Raw genomic sequence first — 13,963 nt, 5'->3', positions numbered from 1 at the left:
CTTCATCGAGGCCGCGCGGTCAATCCGCTGCGGCCTCGATTGCTTCCATGTCCTCGTCGGACAGGCCGAAGTGATGGCCGATCTCGTGCACGAGCACATGGGCAATCACATCGCCGAGGCTTTCCTCATAGTCGGCCCAGTAGTCGAGGATCGGACGGCGAAACAGCCAGATCCGGTTTGGTTCCTGGCCGGTGACGAACGCACCGCCAGTTTCCGGTAAGCCGGCGCCCTGGAACAGGCCGAGCAATTCGAACGGATCCTCTAGCTCGACGCTGTCCAGCATCTCGTCCGTCGGGAAATCCTCGATGCTGATGACAAGGTCACGGCACAGGGCGCGGAACTCGTCGGGCAGCCCGCCATAGGCCTCGGCAGCTAGTGCCTCGAACGTGGCAAGGTCCGGAGCACTCAGCCCTGCCCAGAGGAAAACTTTGTCACTCAACGTCTCAGGTCACCTGTTGGCACGCAGCGGCCATCAACCGCCTATCCCAGATAGGTAGCGGCGAGATAGATGAGAAGACCCGCCGCAACGATGAGCCCAAGCGAGCGGCCGATCCGCGTGCCCCAGACCTCGACGCGATCACTCTGGTCCTTGTCAGCCCCGCCAAGATGATCTCTTGCGCGCGTCGCCATGCGACGTGTGGAAGATCCGAGGATCGTCTCGCTCTCGGCATTGACCCGGTCGATTGCCTTACGCGCTTCTTCAGCCCGCGCCTTCTCCCGACGTTCCCGTTCTCCCATGCCCTGTCTCCTGTTCTAGGCAGGTTTACCGGCTTTGCGGGCAAGGACTGCCGCGCCGAGCGCCAGCAGGCAGAGCCCGGCGGAGGCGACAGCGTTCCAGCCGGCAAAGGACAGACCCAGCATGCGCCAGCTCGCTTCAGTGCAGGAGACGACACGGGTCGTCTGCAGGGCCTGAAGCATGTTGGCTGCCGAAGTTGGCGCTGCAGAGCCGCCGCCACAATCGGAAGGGCCTGCCCAGAACTGCCACTCCCCTCCGGCCTGATAGATACCCAGCCCTGCACCATAGGCAAAGACCACGGCAACGAGAAGCAGCAACACCGCCGCAACGCCGTATCGGCGACCGAACAGGGCAAGCAGCGACAGGAGCGCCAGCGGCAACCCGATGTAATAGGGCACCCGCTGCTCAAGGCAGAGCTTGCAGGGCACATATCCGCCGATCAACTGAAAGCCCCAGGCCGCGGCAATTGCCGTGCTTCCTGCAGCCAGCAGCAGCCCGGTAGCCACACGAGCGAGAAGCCCTCTATCTGTGCCGGTCATCATTGCGACGATCTTCCCTAGAGCAATTTGATCAGTGCAAATCCGCCCAACAGCAGCACCACGAAGACGGTGAAAACAAGGCCCAACCGCTTTTCGATGAAGTCGCGGATCACCGGCCCAAAGAAATACAGCAGGCCCGCCACGATGAAGAAACGCAAGCTGCGCGACACGATACTGGCAATGAGAAACACCGGCATCGACAGCCCTGTCGCGCCTGCAGAGATCGTGATCACCTTGTAGGGAAACGGTGTCAGACCTGCGAAAAAGACAAACCACCAGCCCCATTCGTTGAAGATGACGCTGAACTGGTCGAACTTGTCCATGTAGCCATAGAAGTCGAGGATCGGCCGTGCGATTTGTTCGAAAAGGACGGCGCCAATGAAATAGCCAAGCACACCGCCCAGCACCGATGTGACTGAGCACAGGAACGCGTACCACCAGGCCTTTTCGCGCTTGGCGATGACCATTGGGATCAGCAGCAGGTCCGGCGGGATGGGGAAAAAGGAGCTCTCGATGAAGGACACCGATCCAAGCGCAGCCGGCGCACGCGGGCCGGAGGCAAGCGAAAGGGTCCAGTCGTAAAGGCGTCTTAACATGTCCGGTCGCAATCCCCTTGAAACATGCCCGACTGCATAGCGGCGCAGCAGCGCTTTGTCACTGCACCCGGTGGCTCACCTCTCTCATTTCAGCATCCGGAGCCAAAGGAGAAACAGGGCGGGGATAGCGACGGCAAAGCGATTGACGGCTGAATCTTTGCGGCTATAGTCGCGCTCCACGACACAGGCCCCTGTGGCGGAATTGGTAGACGCGACGGATTCAAAATCCGTTTCCTGTGAGGGAGTGCCCGTTCGAGTCGGGCCAGGGGCACCATGCCGGCAAAGTGCCTTTGCCAGCGCCCGTTGCGGCACATTCGCCTTCCCTTCTCTTTATCCTTGATCGCAGCCGCTTGAGGTCTCAGGCGAATTCCTTGATTGTCGCGTGACCGGACAGGCGGCAAAAGGGGAGAGGCATGGGGCAGGCAAAACGCAAGAAGGACGCTGGTGCGCGCGTGTCCTGGTGCCGGACCTGCACATACTGCTGCGAACTTCCCGAAATCGGCCCCCTCGACAAGCCCATGTACAGACCCTGCAACCACATCGAGGGCGGCGGTTGCGCAATCTTCGGAGCGCCGGAACGCCCCGCCGCCTGCCTCGCCTATCACTGCGCCTACCTGTCCGCGCGCGTCACGAACTCACCCGACCGCAATCGCATCCCGCATCCTCTGGATGCTGGCGCCTATTTTCACCGCGATCCGGTCGAGCAAGTGTACGTGATGTTCGTCGATCCGGCCCGTCCGCTGGCCTGGAAAACCAGTGACGCGGTCCCCTATCTGCGCGAACGGATTGTCCAGGGCTTCGAGCTGCTCATCTTCGACCGTGGGCGCCGGATGGTCGTCGCCTCCCTGCCCCTCTTCGAGGCAGTCCTTGCCCGCGACATCGTCGCCTTTGCCGATCAGGAGGGCCGCCCGCATGACATCGAAAGCTGGGCGCAAGAAGCTCCGAGGTATCACCGACAAGTTGATTGAAACCGGCGACCATTGATTAACTGCTTCTGCAATCAGTGGCTTCATCCAGCCCTCGTTAAACCTGACTGAAATCAGAAGTGTGAGACACCTGACATCAGAACAGGCGCCCGCAAGAGGCGCGACAGGGCAGATGAGGCGAGCACGATGACGATTGCCGAGATTGACAGCTTGAGCCGGGAAGCCGATAGCAATCCGAGCCTGGACGGCTCGATCAAGATCGTCTCCGAGCCGCCCGCCTTCGCCTATGCCGCCCTGACCAAGACATCCCTGCGCAGCGCACCGATCCGCAAGGAATGGATCATCGACGGCACCCCCCAGGCCCGGCTTGACAGCCTGTCGGTCGGCACCAACGGCTGGTCCTCCACCGATCACTGGGACTGTACGGCCGGAAAGTTCAACTGGCACTTCGAGTGGGATGAAACCGTCCTGTTCCTCGAGGGCGAGGTACATATCACCGACGACAGGGGCAACACCTATGTCGGCCGCCCCGGCGTCAGCATGCTGTTCCCGGCCGGCACCCATGCTGTCTGGCACGTCCCGGTCTACGTCCGCAAGATTGCCTTCAATCGCCGCCCGATCCCTTGGGCGGTATCCATCTTGATGAAGATTTCAGCCCGCCTGAAGCGTCTTCTACGCCTCGCATAAAGTAAGCCGGATAAGCAAAAGCGCACCTGTTGCATCTTTGTAGACAGCATCCAGCCGCTTCGATAAAACCGGCATATGGCTACTTCAAACAGGGAAATCGAGCTGAAGCTCGAACTGGCACCGGAAGATGCGGCCGCGATTGCAACTGTCGCGCTGCCTTTCGGCTTTGACTCAGGCAAGGGCAAGACCCAGACCCTGCGGTCGATCTACTATGATACGCCGGACACCGCGCTTGCCCGCGCCAGGATCGCTGCCCGCGTCAGGTTGAAGGGCAAGCAATGGATCCAGACGGTGAAGCTGCCAGGGGACACCGCCGGCAGCGGCCTGCATTCTCCCCGCGAATATGAGACCAATGTTCCGTCCGCCCAGTTCGATCTGGAGGCCGTCCCGGATGAAGCGGTGCGCGCGGAAATCCTCGCCGCGCTTGCTGGCCAAGCCCTGTCGCCGCGCTTCGAGACCGTAGTCAACCGCACCACCCGCATGGTCAAGACCAGCGACGGCAGCGCCGTCGAGGTCGCCGTCGACCACGGAGAAGTCGTTGCTGGGGCCCGGCGCGAACCCTTGACCGAACTGGAACTGGAACTGAAGGCCGGGTCTATCGGCGGTCTTTACAGCGTGGCACGCCAACTTGTCGGCCCACGCCCGTTCCGGTTTTCTGAGCTGAGCAAGGCCGAGCGCGGCGACCGCCTCGCAAACGGACTGTCCAGCCAGTCGACAGGCGCACCAGCGCTTGCCGAAGACATCACCCTGTCCGTGAGCCAGTCGGCAGAGCGGGCCTATCATGCCATCCTGCGCTCCTGTCTCAGCCAGGTCGCGCGCAACCGGATGGCCATCCTGTCCGGCAACGACCCGGAAGGTCCGCATCAGTTGCGCGTTGGCCTGCGCCGCCTGCGCACGGCATTGCGCCTGTTCCGGCCCCTGATCAATCCGCGCAGCACGGGCCCGCTGGATGACGCCGCCCGCAAGCTTGCCCTGGCGATCGGGCTGGTCCGTGACCTCGACGTCCTGGCCGCAGACATCATTGCCCCGCTTCTGGCCGCAGCGCCTCAGCGGATCGACCTGGCGCATCTGGAGCGCCACCTCGACACCCTGCGTTCGGACCGCCGGGAGGAAGCAGCGGCGCTGCTTGCCAGCAAGACATTCAACGATTTCCTGTTTGATCTTGCCGCCTATACCGAGACACGTGGCTGGATCTCGCCGGAAGACTTCGGCCAGAGCGAACGATTGGCCGTTCCCGTGGCCGACTTTGCCGGCACGGCACTTGATGCGCAGTGGCGCAAGCTGCAGAGATACGGCAACCAACTTGATACATTGACGATCCCCGAGCGGCACGACATGCGCAAGGCGCTGAAGAAGTTCCGCTATGGGCTGGAGTTTTTCGCTGCCCTGTCCCCCAAGGGCGCGCGCAAGTCCTATCTGAAGCGCCTGAAGTCGCTGCAGGATGTCTTCGGCTACCTCAATGATGTGGCCATGGCCGAGGCCTTGCTCGACCTACCGTTGCCCGACGGTCCAGCCGCAAAGGATCTGGCGCAGGCGGCGGGCTTTGTCATCGGCTGGCACGAAGCCTCGGCCCGGCACGCCTGGCGTCAGGCAAAGGACTCCTGGGAAGAAGCAAACAAGGCGCCGCGATACTGGCGCTGACGCCAGCCTGATCAGTTCGGAACGACGATCTGGATCCGCTCTGCCGCAACCCGGGCGCGGCCATACTGGATGCGGCGGCCGGCCGGATCGAGATTGACGCTTTCCATGATCAGCACAGGCGTGCCCAAGGGCACTTCCAGCAGGCGCGCATCTTCCGGATCAACCAGTTCAGCGCTGATGCGCGTTTCCTTGCGCGTGTAATCCTCGATACCGCTGCGTTTCAGCGCCGCCGTCAACGAATTGGTCTCGGCATAATCGCGCAGCAGGTTGGGAAACCGGGCTTGCTCCACCCAGGCCGCGCCGACCATAAGCGGCACGCCGTCGACGACACTCAGCGTGTCGAGACGCAGCAGCAGGGTTCCGACCGGAACCTCCAGCCATCCGGCCAGCAACGCATCTGCCTCCTCGACGGCCGAGCCAATCAGGCTGCCGCCAGGCTCCCTCGACTGGCTGGTGATGATCTCGGAAAACCTCGTCCGCGATGTGATCGGATAGGAGATCGGCTGGCCGGTGACGAAGGTCCCGCGCCCCTGGTCCGCCCGCAGGATGCCCTCTGCGGTTAGCGCTGCGATAGCGCGGCGAACCGTATGCCGGTTCACTCCGAAGCGTTCGGCAATCTCCGTTTCCGTCGGCAGGCGGCTGCCTTGCTCGAACGTGCCGGCGTTCACCTCCGCCCGCACCCATTCTGCAATCTGCCGCCAGACGGCAATGCCCGCGCCCCGGTCGATGTTCACTCGCTGCGTCATGGGTTCGTCATCAATTTTCGCTATCAGTCAGTCAATCGAAAAATTCGTCTATACAAGTATACAAATCAAGTCTAGATACGGATCGCCGATCCAAATCACCAAGGAGAACGGCCATGCCTCACCAGGCCCCGCCCCCATCCGCATCCCCAGACACCTCCAATGAGCCCCGCCGCCGCTTGATGGCAGCGCTCGCCAACGCAACGCCGGACCGGCTCGCCGCCGCACTCGCACCGTTTGCACCGTTGCCCGCCCACGAGATGGTGCGCGCGCCTGAGACCGGCCTCGTGATGGTCCGCGGCCGCATGGGCGGAACAGGCGCCCCCTTCAACCTCGGCGAGGTGACCGTCACGCGCTGCGTCGTCCGGCTCGAGAACGGCGTCGCCGGATCCTCCTATGTCATGGGCCGCTCGAAGCAGAAGGCCCTGCACGCCGCCCTCGTCGACGCCCTCTGGCAAAACCCGGCTCTCACAGAGGCGGTGGAACGCGAGATCATCGCCCCGCTCGCTTCCGAAGCCGAGGCGGCAGACGCCACCGTCCGCGCCGAAACGGCTGCGACGAAGGTCGATTTCTTCACCATGGTTCGCGGAGACGACTGATGACTGCCCGCCTGCTCTCCGCCGCCGCTCTCAGCCCGGGTTTCTCCGATCCGGTGCACCAGGGTCAGCAGGTTTTCCGTTCGGTCATGATGGCCCTGGCGCGGCCCGGCCGCCTCACGGCCATCGAGGCCGCCGGCATCCAGCCGCCCGCTCCGCTCACGCCGGCGCTCGCTGCGATGGCACTGGCTCTTGCAGACTATGACACGCCGCTGTGGCTCGATCCGGCGCTGGCCCGGTCAGACGCCGTCGGCCAGTTTCTGAAGTTTCACACCGGAGCGTCGGTCATGACCTCCCCGCTGGAGGCGACCTTTGCCCTCGTCAGCGACGCCCGGACGCTGCCGGCCCTGTCGAGCTTCGCGCTCGGCACGCTGGAGTATCCTGATCGCTCGACAACGCTGCTGATCGGCGTCGACAGCTTCACGGGCGGCAAGGCCGTCACACTGACCGGTCCGGGCATCGAGACGACGCAGCCGCTGCGCGTCTCGCCCGTGCCCGTCACCTTCTGGGACCAGGCTGAGGACAACACCCGCCTGTTCCCGCGCGGGGTCGACATGGTCTTTGCCGCTGGCAACGAGATCGTCGGCCTGCCCCGTTCCACCAGCATCACCCGGTCGGAGGCCTGAACCATGTATGTTGCCGTCAAGGGTGGCGAGAAGGCCATCCGCAACGCCCATCGCCTCATGGCCACCAAGCGCCGGGGCGACCGGTCGGTTCCCGGCCTGACGCTGGACCAGATCGCCGGTCAGCTGGCCATCGCCGTGACCCGCGTCATGGGCGAAGGCTCGCTTTACGATGAGGGTCTGGCAGCGCTGGCCATCAAGCAGGCGCGCGGCGACCTGATCGAGGCCGTGTTCCTGCTGCGCGCCTACCGCACCACGCTGCCGCGCTTCGGCTACAGCGAGCCCGTCGACACTGGCGCCATGCTGGTCGAACGCCGCATCTCGGCCACCTTCAAGGACCTGCCGGGCGGCCAGCTGCTCGGACCCACATTCGACTACACCCACCGTCTGCTCGACTTCAAGCTCGCCGCCGATGGCGAACTGGACACGCCGCTGACGGCCGAGGTGACCGAGACCGCCATGCCGCGCGTCACCGATCTCCTCAGCGGTGAAGGCCTCATCGAGGAAGACGTGCAGCCGGAAGAGACCGCTGCAGTCGGCGACCTGACCCGCGAACCGCTCTCCTTCCCTGCGGGCCGTGACCTGCGGCTGCAGAACCTTGCCCGAGGCGACGAGGGCTTCCTGCTGGCACTGGCCTACTCCACCCAGCGCGGCTACGGCCGTACTCATCCCTTCGCCGGCGAGATCCGTTATGGCGCGGTGGAGGTGGAGTTCTTCGCCGAGGAACTGGGCTTTGCCGTGCCGCTCGGCCGCATCAACGTGACCGAGTGCCAGATGGTCAACCAGTTCAAGGGCTCGGCCAAGGTACCGCCCCAGTTCACCCGCGGCTACGGCCTCGTCTTCGGCCAGGTCGAGCGCAAGGCCATGTCCATGGCCATGGTCGACCGGTCGCTGCGCTGCGAGGAGCTGGGCGAGGAACGCACCGCCCCGGCGCAAGACGAGGAATTCGTCATGTCCCATTCGGACAACGTCCAGGCAACCGGCTTCGTCGAACACCTGAAACTGCCGCACTACGTCGACTTCCAGGCCGAGCTGGATCTGGTGCGGCGCATGCGCGGCGAGTGGTTCGACCGGCAGGCCGCCGACCAGGCCGCAGCCAGCGACGCCATCGGATCCGGAGCGACGGACACAAGCGAGAAGGAGGCAGCAGAATGACCGCGGTTGCCATCACCGAGACCGAAGGCGAGTACAACTTCGCCTATCTGGACGAGCAGACCAAGCGGATGATCCGCCGTGCCATCCTGAAGGGCATTGCCATTCCCGGCTACCAGGTTCCCTTCGCCGCCCGCGAGATGCCCATGCCCTACGGCTGGGGCACCGGCGGCGTACAGGTGACCGCCGCCGTGCTGGGCCGCGAGGACACACTGAAGGTCATCGACCAGGGCTCCGACGACACCACCAATGCAGTCGCGATCCGTGGCTTCTTCGAAAAGACGGCGCAGGTGAAGACCACCTCGGCGACGAAGGACGCCACGATTATCCAGACCCGGCATCGTATCCCGGAGAAGGAGCTGACCGAGGACCAGATCCTTGTCTTCCAGGTTCCGATCCCCGAGCCGCTGCGTTTCCTGGAGCCGCGCGAGACCGAGACCCGCAAGATGCATGCGCTTGAGGAATACGGCCTCATGCATGTGAAGCTCTACGAGGACATCGCCCACCACGGCCGCATCGCCACGACCTATGCCTATCCGGTGAAGGTCGCCGACCGCTACGTGATGGATCCCTCGCCGACGCCGAAGTTCGACAATCCGAAGATCGACAACATGAAGGCGCTGCAGCTCTACGGCGCTGGCCGCGAGAAGCGCATCTACGCCATCCCGCCCTACACCAAGGTCAAGAGCCTCGACTTCGACGACCATCCCTTCGAGGTGCAGAAGTTCGACAAGCCCTGCGGCCTTTGCGGCGCACGGCATGTCTATCTCGATGAAGTCGTGCTCGATGACCAGGGCGGGCGCATGTTCGTCTGTTCCGACAGCGACTATTGCGAGGAACGCCGCGCCGACGGGCATCTCGGCGACATGGCCGCCAATCCGGCAGCATCGCATTTAGCCGGCAAATCATCCGGCACAGCCAAGACGGAGGCGGGCGAATGACCGACTTTCTGAGCGAAGAGCCCCTGCTGCGGGCCAGCGGCGTCACCCGCTTCTACGGCGACCGGATCGGCTGCCGCGATGTCTCCTTCGAACTGTGGCCGGGCGAGGTTCTGGCCATCGTCGGCGAGAGCGGCTCCGGCAAGACCACCCTCCTGAACTGCCTCGCCACCCGCCTCGCCCCGACCGCCGGTGCCATCGAGTACCGCATGCGCGACGGCGCGATGCGCGACCTGTTCCAGCTGACCGAGGCCGAACGCCGCTTCCTGATGCGCACCGACTGGGGCTTCGTGCACCAGAACGCCGCCGATGGCCTGCGCATGACAGTATCCGCCGGCGCCAATGTCGGCGAGCGGCTGATGGCTGTCGGCAACCGCCACTATGGCAACATCCGCGGCACGGCGCTTGACTGGCTCGAGCGCGTCGAGATCGACGGCACCCGCATCGATGACGACCCGCGCGCCTTCTCCGGCGGCATGCGCCAGCGCCTGCAGATCGCCCGCAATCTCGTCACCGGTCCGCGCCTTGTGTTCATGGACGAGCCCACCGGCGGTCTCGACGTGTCGGTACAGGCGCGCCTTCTGGACTTGCTGCGCGGCCTCGTGGCCGATCTCGGCCTGTCGGTGGTCATCGTCACGCATGATCTCGCCGTCGCCCGTCTGCTGTCGCATCGCATGATCGTCATGCGCAACGGCGAGGTGATCGAGACCGGCCTGACCGATCAGGTGCTGGACGACCCGCAGGCGCCCTACACCCAGCTTCTCGTCTCTTCCATCCTCCAGGTCTGAGGTCATCCATGCGCACCCGTCTTTGTCTCAATGACGTCGGCAAGACCTTCACCATGCATCTGCAGGGCGGTCTGGCCATTCCCGTGGTGGCTGGTGTCAGCTTTGCGGTGGATGCCGGCGAATGCGTCGTGCTTGGCGGCCCGTCCGGCGCCGGCAAGAGCTCGATCCTGAAGATGATCTACGGCAACTACCGCTGCGAACGCGGTCAGATCCTGGTCACCGAGAACGAGAAGATCGTCAACATCGCAAGCGCCGCTCCGCGTCAGGTGCTGGCCCTGCGCCAGAAGACCATCGGCTACGTCAGCCAGTTCCTGCGCGTCATCCCGCGCGTGTCGGCGGAGAACGTTGTTGCCGAACCGCTGATCGCCCAGGGCACCGGCGAGGCCGCCGCCCGCAAGGTCGCCCGCGATCTGCTGGCCCGGCTGAACGTGCCGGAAGCCCTGTGGGGCCTGCCGCCCGCCACCTTCTCCGGCGGCGAGCAGCAGCGCGTCAACATCGCCCGCGGCTTCATCGCCCACTACCCGCTGCTGCTGCTGGACGAGCCGACGGCCTCGCTGGACGCCGCCAACCGCGCGGTGGTGATCGACCTCGTCAACGAGAAGAAGCAGCAGGGCGTTGCCATGCTTGGCATCCTGCATGACCTCGACGTGCGCGAAGTCATCGCCGACCGCGTTGTCGACGTTTCTGGCTTCTCGGCCCGGGCAGCCTGATCGGACAGGGGAACTGGCGATGGACAGCGTCAAGGCAAAGGCCAAGCTGGCGGAAACGGTGGTCCATGCCACCGTGCGCCAGCGCGAGGTGACGATCGGCCGGCACTGCGAGGTGCTGGCCCACTCCCGGCTGGAATATGCCAGCATCGGCGACTTCAGCTATCTGGGCGAATATTGCGAGGTGGCGGACACGGTGATCGGCAAGTTCACCGCCATCGCCAATTCGGTGCGGATCGGCGCGCCGAACCACCCGATGGACCGGCCCTCGCAGCACCGCTTCACCTATTGCCCGGAGTACTATGACCCGGCCGCCAGCCGTGATGCCGGCTTCTTCGCCGACCGCCGCGCCGCCCGTGTGCTCGTCGGCAATGACGTGTGGATCGGCCACGGCGCCATCCTCCTGCCCGGAGTGACCGTGGGCGACGGCGCCGTGATCGCCGCCGGTGCCGTCGTCAGCCGCGATGTGGCGCCCTACACCATCGTCGGCGGTGTGCCCGCGCGGCGGATCCGTGACCGCTTCGCACCCTCGATCTCGGCACGGCTTTCCCGCATCCGCTGGTGGGACTGGCCGGACGAGGTGATTTTTTCCCGGCTCAGTGATTTTCAACAGGCGGACATCGCCACCTTTTGCGATAGCTACGACCCGGAGCGCTGATCGCCGCAAAACTGTCATCGAACCGACACGCTCGCCCTCTAAGCGCTCTGCCATTATCAGGAAGAAGTCCGAAAGTTAGCCGCCCATGCGTTATGCCATCTATTACACCGCCCCCGCCGATGCGGAGCTGACCCGCCTCGGCGCCACATGGCTCGGCCGCGATGCCGTCACGGATACGCCGCTGACGCAGCCGGACGTCGATGGGCTGACGGCGGACGAGGTGGCAAGCCTGACGACCGATCCGCGCCGCTACGGCTTCCACGCAACGCTTAAGGCGCCGTTCTCGCTGAAGGATGGTGTCAGCGAGGCCGATCTGGTCGACGGCTTCCGCCGCTTCTGCGCCCGCGCGGCCGCCTTCGAGATCCCGGCGCTGGACGTGACCCTTCTCGGCCGTTTCCTGGCCCTGACACCGCAGCCGGCAAGCGCAGAGCTGAACGCCTTTGCCGCCGCCTGCGTCACCGCCTTTGAGCCGTTCCGGGCTCCCCTCAGCGAGGCCGACATTGCCCGGCGCATGGCCTCCGGCCTCAACGCCCGCCAGAAGGAGCTGCTGGCTGCCTGGGGCTACCCTTACATTTTCGAGGACTTCCGCTTTCACATGACCCTGTCGGTGAAGCTGGATGACGACGCCGCGCGCGCGGCGCTGCAGCAGGCGGCAGAGACCTATTTCGCCTCTGTCATCCGCCGCCCGCACGCCATCGCCAGCCTTGGCCTCTTCTGCGAACCCGAGCGCAACGCCCCCTTCAGGATGGTGGATGTGCTGCCATTGACCGGCGCCCTCGCGCCGGCCGAACCGGCACTTGGCCAGGCACTCTGACTTTTCAGGATGATCCGTTCATGACCGAAATGACCCACAGCTTCCGCAACGCCCGCCTCGTGCTTCCCGATGAAGTGATCGACGGCAGCCTCGACACCCGCGCCGGCCTGATTTCCGGCATCGACAGCGGTGCCGCCAGCCACGGCCATGATTGCGAAGGCGACTACCTGATCGCGGGTCTGGTCGAGCTGCACACGGACCACCTCGAAGTTCATTACGCCCCGCGTCCGAAGGTGCGCTGGAACCCGGTCTCCTCCGTCCAGGCCCATGATGCGCAGATTGCCTGCGCCGGCATCACCACCGTGTTCGACGCCCTGCGCCTCGGCATGGACGAGGACGCGGACCTCAAGGCTGACGACATGCGGCTGCTGGCTGACGCGATCGAGACCGCCCAGGCCGAGAACCGCCTGCGCGCCGATCACTTCATCCACCTGCGCTGCGAAGTGTCGGCGCCTGACGTGATGGATGGCTTCGAGGTCTTCGGCCATGATCCGCTGGTCAAGCTGATCTCGCTGATGGACCATACGCCAGGCCAGCGCCAATTCGTCTCCCTCGACGCCTACAAGCTCTACTACAAGTCCAAGAAGGGCTTCACCGACGAGCAGATGGCCGAGTTCATCGAGAAGCGCCGCGCCCGTGCCGATGACATCGCCCCGCGCAACCGCAAGCTCCTGTCTGCCATCGCCGCCGAGCATGGCGTGATCATCGCCAGTCATGACGACGCCACGGTCGCGCATGTGGACGAGGCGATCAGCCTCAACACCCGCATCGCCGAGTTTCCGACCACCCTGGAAGCGGCCCGCGCCTCCCATGCGGCCGGCATGGGCGTGCTGATGGGCGGCCCGAACGTCGTTCGCGGCGGCTCCCACTCCGGCAACGTTTCGGCCAAGGCCCTGGCGGAAGACGGCTGCCTCGACATTCTCTCGTCAGACTATGTTCCAGCCTCCCTGCTGCAGGCCGCATTCCAGCTGGCCGACGAGATCGACAGCCTGACACTGCCCAAGGCCATGGCCATGGTCACTTCGACCCCGGCGGAAATGGCCGGCCTGCATGACCGTGGCCGCCTCGTCGAGGGCCGGCGCGCGGATCTGGTGCAGGTGCGCATGGTCGGATCCGTGCCGGTGGTGCGCGGCGTCTGGCGCGAAGGCCGCCGCGTCGCCTGAAGCCGAAAATCGCCGGAAGGCGGACGTCCAGACGGAGCCGGACATGACCGACATTGCAGCTATGGACAGTCTGGAGACGCAACAAGTCGCGCCGGTCGGTCCCGGCCGGCTCGTTCTGGTTGTCGGGCCGAGCGGAGCGGGCAAGGACACGCTGATGAACGCGCTGCGGGCCGATCTCAGCGCCGATCCCAGCTTCGTCTTCGCCCGCCGCCAGATCACCCGCGCCGCTGACGGGGCAACGGAGGACCACGACGTCATCGACCGGGCCGAGTATGACCGCCGCTGCGCTTGCGGCGAAGTTGCGCTGGCCTGGGAGGCGCATGGTCTCGGCTACATCCTGCCGCCGAACGTCGACACGGCCGTGCGGCAGGGTCTGACGGTCATCGCCAACGGCGCCCGCCGCGCGCTGCCGCTGGCTCAGGCCAAATACGCCCATGTTCGGGTGCTGCTGATCACCGCCCCGCGCGACATCCTCGCCGAGCGTCTTGCTGCCCGTGGCCGCGAAACCCGCGAGCAGATCGAGGCCCGTCTTGATCAGGCAGATCTCGACATGCCGGGGATCGACGGCCTTATCCGCATCGACAACACCGGCACCATTGCCGACAGCCTTGCCCTGATGCGGGCCGCCATCTCCGCGCCGGACTGACGTTTCGACA

18 protein-coding genes and 1 tRNA gene are annotated in these 13,963 nt (G+C 64.9%); 14 read left to right on the top strand and 5 right to left on the bottom strand.

What is annotated here, in order from left to right; genetic code table 11:
• Positions 1 to 19: 19 nt before the first annotated feature.
• The 4 genes from C8348_RS13115 to C8348_RS13100 are packed head-to-tail and all read right to left on the bottom strand — an operon-like array spanning position 20 to position 1,871.
• Entirely contained in the window at positions 20 to 439 is a 420-nt protein-coding gene (locus C8348_RS13115) for a metallopeptidase family protein (protein WP_106753784.1), read from the bottom strand.
• Between the two features lie 41 nt (positions 440 to 480).
• Positions 481 to 738, bottom strand: coding sequence for a hypothetical protein (locus tag C8348_RS13110; RefSeq protein ID WP_106753783.1), 258 nt, complete (start codon positions 736 to 738; stop codon positions 481 to 483).
• 15 nt (positions 739 to 753) lie between these two features.
• Positions 754 to 1,278 (bottom strand): disulfide bond formation protein B, encoded by a 525-nt coding sequence (locus C8348_RS13105; RefSeq protein WP_425270817.1) that lies wholly within the window; start codon positions 1,276 to 1,278, stop codon positions 754 to 756.
• A 14-nt stretch (positions 1,279 to 1,292) separates the two neighbouring features.
• Positions 1,293 to 1,871 carry a YqaA family protein gene (locus C8348_RS13100; RefSeq protein WP_106753782.1) on the bottom strand — a complete coding sequence of 193 codons (579 nt, stop codon included), beginning with the start codon at positions 1,869 to 1,871 and terminating at the stop codon, positions 1,293 to 1,295.
• A gap of 187 nt (positions 1,872 to 2,058) precedes the next feature.
• On the opposite strand from C8348_RS13100, the gene C8348_RS13095 reads away from it, so the two are divergent.
• The 4 genes from C8348_RS13095 (at position 2,059) to C8348_RS13080 (ending at position 5,125) form a co-directional block, all read left to right on the top strand.
• Positions 2,059 to 2,145, top strand: a tRNA-Leu gene (locus C8348_RS13095).
• A 139-nt stretch (positions 2,146 to 2,284) separates the two neighbouring features.
• Positions 2,285 to 2,839 (top strand): hypothetical protein, encoded by a 555-nt coding sequence (locus C8348_RS13090; protein WP_106753781.1) that lies wholly within the window; start codon positions 2,285 to 2,287, stop codon positions 2,837 to 2,839.
• Positions 2,840 to 2,983: 144 nt separating this feature from the next.
• Positions 2,984 to 3,484, top strand: a complete 501-nt coding sequence (locus C8348_RS13085) for a cupin domain-containing protein (RefSeq protein WP_106753780.1) — start codon at positions 2,984 to 2,986, stop codon at positions 3,482 to 3,484.
• A gap of 75 nt (positions 3,485 to 3,559) precedes the next feature.
• On the top strand, positions 3,560 to 5,125 hold the full coding sequence (locus tag C8348_RS13080; RefSeq protein WP_106753779.1) for a CYTH and CHAD domain-containing protein: 1,566 nt from the start codon (positions 3,560 to 3,562) through the stop codon (positions 5,123 to 5,125).
• An 11-nt stretch (positions 5,126 to 5,136) separates the two neighbouring features.
• Here the strand turns inward: C8348_RS13080 and phnF are convergent, their stop codons facing one another.
• The gene (gene phnF / locus C8348_RS13075; RefSeq protein ID WP_106753778.1) at positions 5,137 to 5,871 is read right to left on the bottom strand and encodes a phosphonate metabolism transcriptional regulator PhnF; all 735 of its coding nucleotides are present in this window, start codon (positions 5,869 to 5,871) and stop codon (positions 5,137 to 5,139) included.
• A 113-nt stretch (positions 5,872 to 5,984) separates the two neighbouring features.
• On the opposite strand from phnF, the gene phnG reads away from it, so the two are divergent.
• The 10 genes from phnG (at position 5,985) to phnN (ending at position 13,953) form a co-directional block, all read left to right on the top strand.
• Positions 5,985 to 6,467 (top strand): phosphonate C-P lyase system protein PhnG, encoded by a 483-nt coding sequence (gene phnG, locus C8348_RS13070; RefSeq protein WP_106753777.1) that lies wholly within the window; start codon positions 5,985 to 5,987, stop codon positions 6,465 to 6,467.
• Complete coding sequence (gene phnH / locus C8348_RS13065; RefSeq protein ID WP_106753776.1) at positions 6,467 to 7,090, top strand: phosphonate C-P lyase system protein PhnH; 624 nt, start codon at positions 6,467 to 6,469, stop codon at positions 7,088 to 7,090. The genes phnG and phnH overlap by 1 nt, the downstream gene beginning before the upstream one ends.
• Before the next feature lie 3 nt (positions 7,091 to 7,093).
• The gene (locus C8348_RS13060) at positions 7,094 to 8,242 is read left to right on the top strand and encodes a carbon-phosphorus lyase complex subunit (protein ID WP_106753775.1); all 1,149 of its coding nucleotides are present in this window, start codon (positions 7,094 to 7,096) and stop codon (positions 8,240 to 8,242) included.
• Complete coding sequence (locus C8348_RS13055) at positions 8,239 to 9,180, top strand: alpha-D-ribose 1-methylphosphonate 5-phosphate C-P-lyase PhnJ (RefSeq protein ID WP_106753774.1); 942 nt, start codon at positions 8,239 to 8,241, stop codon at positions 9,178 to 9,180. The genes C8348_RS13060 and C8348_RS13055 overlap by 4 nt, the downstream gene beginning before the upstream one ends.
• A gap of 8 nt (positions 9,181 to 9,188) precedes the next feature.
• Positions 9,189 to 9,965 carry a phosphonate C-P lyase system protein PhnK gene (gene phnK / locus C8348_RS13050; RefSeq protein ID WP_106753847.1) on the top strand — a complete coding sequence of 259 codons (777 nt, stop codon included), beginning with the start codon at positions 9,189 to 9,191 and terminating at the stop codon, positions 9,963 to 9,965.
• An 8-nt stretch (positions 9,966 to 9,973) separates the two neighbouring features.
• Positions 9,974 to 10,675, top strand: a complete 702-nt coding sequence (gene phnL / locus C8348_RS13045; RefSeq protein ID WP_106753773.1) for a phosphonate C-P lyase system protein PhnL — start codon at positions 9,974 to 9,976, stop codon at positions 10,673 to 10,675.
• 19 nt (positions 10,676 to 10,694) lie between these two features.
• Complete coding sequence (locus tag C8348_RS13040) at positions 10,695 to 11,330, top strand: DapH/DapD/GlmU-related protein (RefSeq protein ID WP_106753772.1); 636 nt, start codon at positions 10,695 to 10,697, stop codon at positions 11,328 to 11,330.
• An 85-nt stretch (positions 11,331 to 11,415) separates the two neighbouring features.
• A complete protein-coding gene (locus C8348_RS13035) occupies positions 11,416 to 12,144 on the top strand; it encodes a DUF1045 domain-containing protein (RefSeq protein WP_106753771.1) in 729 nt (242 codons plus the stop codon).
• A 20-nt stretch (positions 12,145 to 12,164) separates the two neighbouring features.
• Positions 12,165 to 13,307, top strand: a complete 1,143-nt coding sequence (locus C8348_RS13030) for an alpha-D-ribose 1-methylphosphonate 5-triphosphate diphosphatase (RefSeq protein WP_106753770.1) — start codon at positions 12,165 to 12,167, stop codon at positions 13,305 to 13,307.
• A 43-nt stretch (positions 13,308 to 13,350) separates the two neighbouring features.
• Positions 13,351 to 13,953 (top strand): phosphonate metabolism protein/1,5-bisphosphokinase (PRPP-forming) PhnN, encoded by a 603-nt coding sequence (gene phnN, locus C8348_RS13025; RefSeq protein WP_208983732.1) that lies wholly within the window; start codon positions 13,351 to 13,353, stop codon positions 13,951 to 13,953.
• Positions 13,954 to 13,963: the final 10 nt, after the last annotated feature.

It is taken from the genome of Pannonibacter carbonis (assembly GCF_003012935.1).
GTDB classification, from domain to species: Bacteria; Pseudomonadota; Alphaproteobacteria; order Rhizobiales; family Stappiaceae; genus Pannonibacter; species Pannonibacter carbonis.
This window is presented reverse-complemented; position numbering and strand designations above follow the sequence as displayed.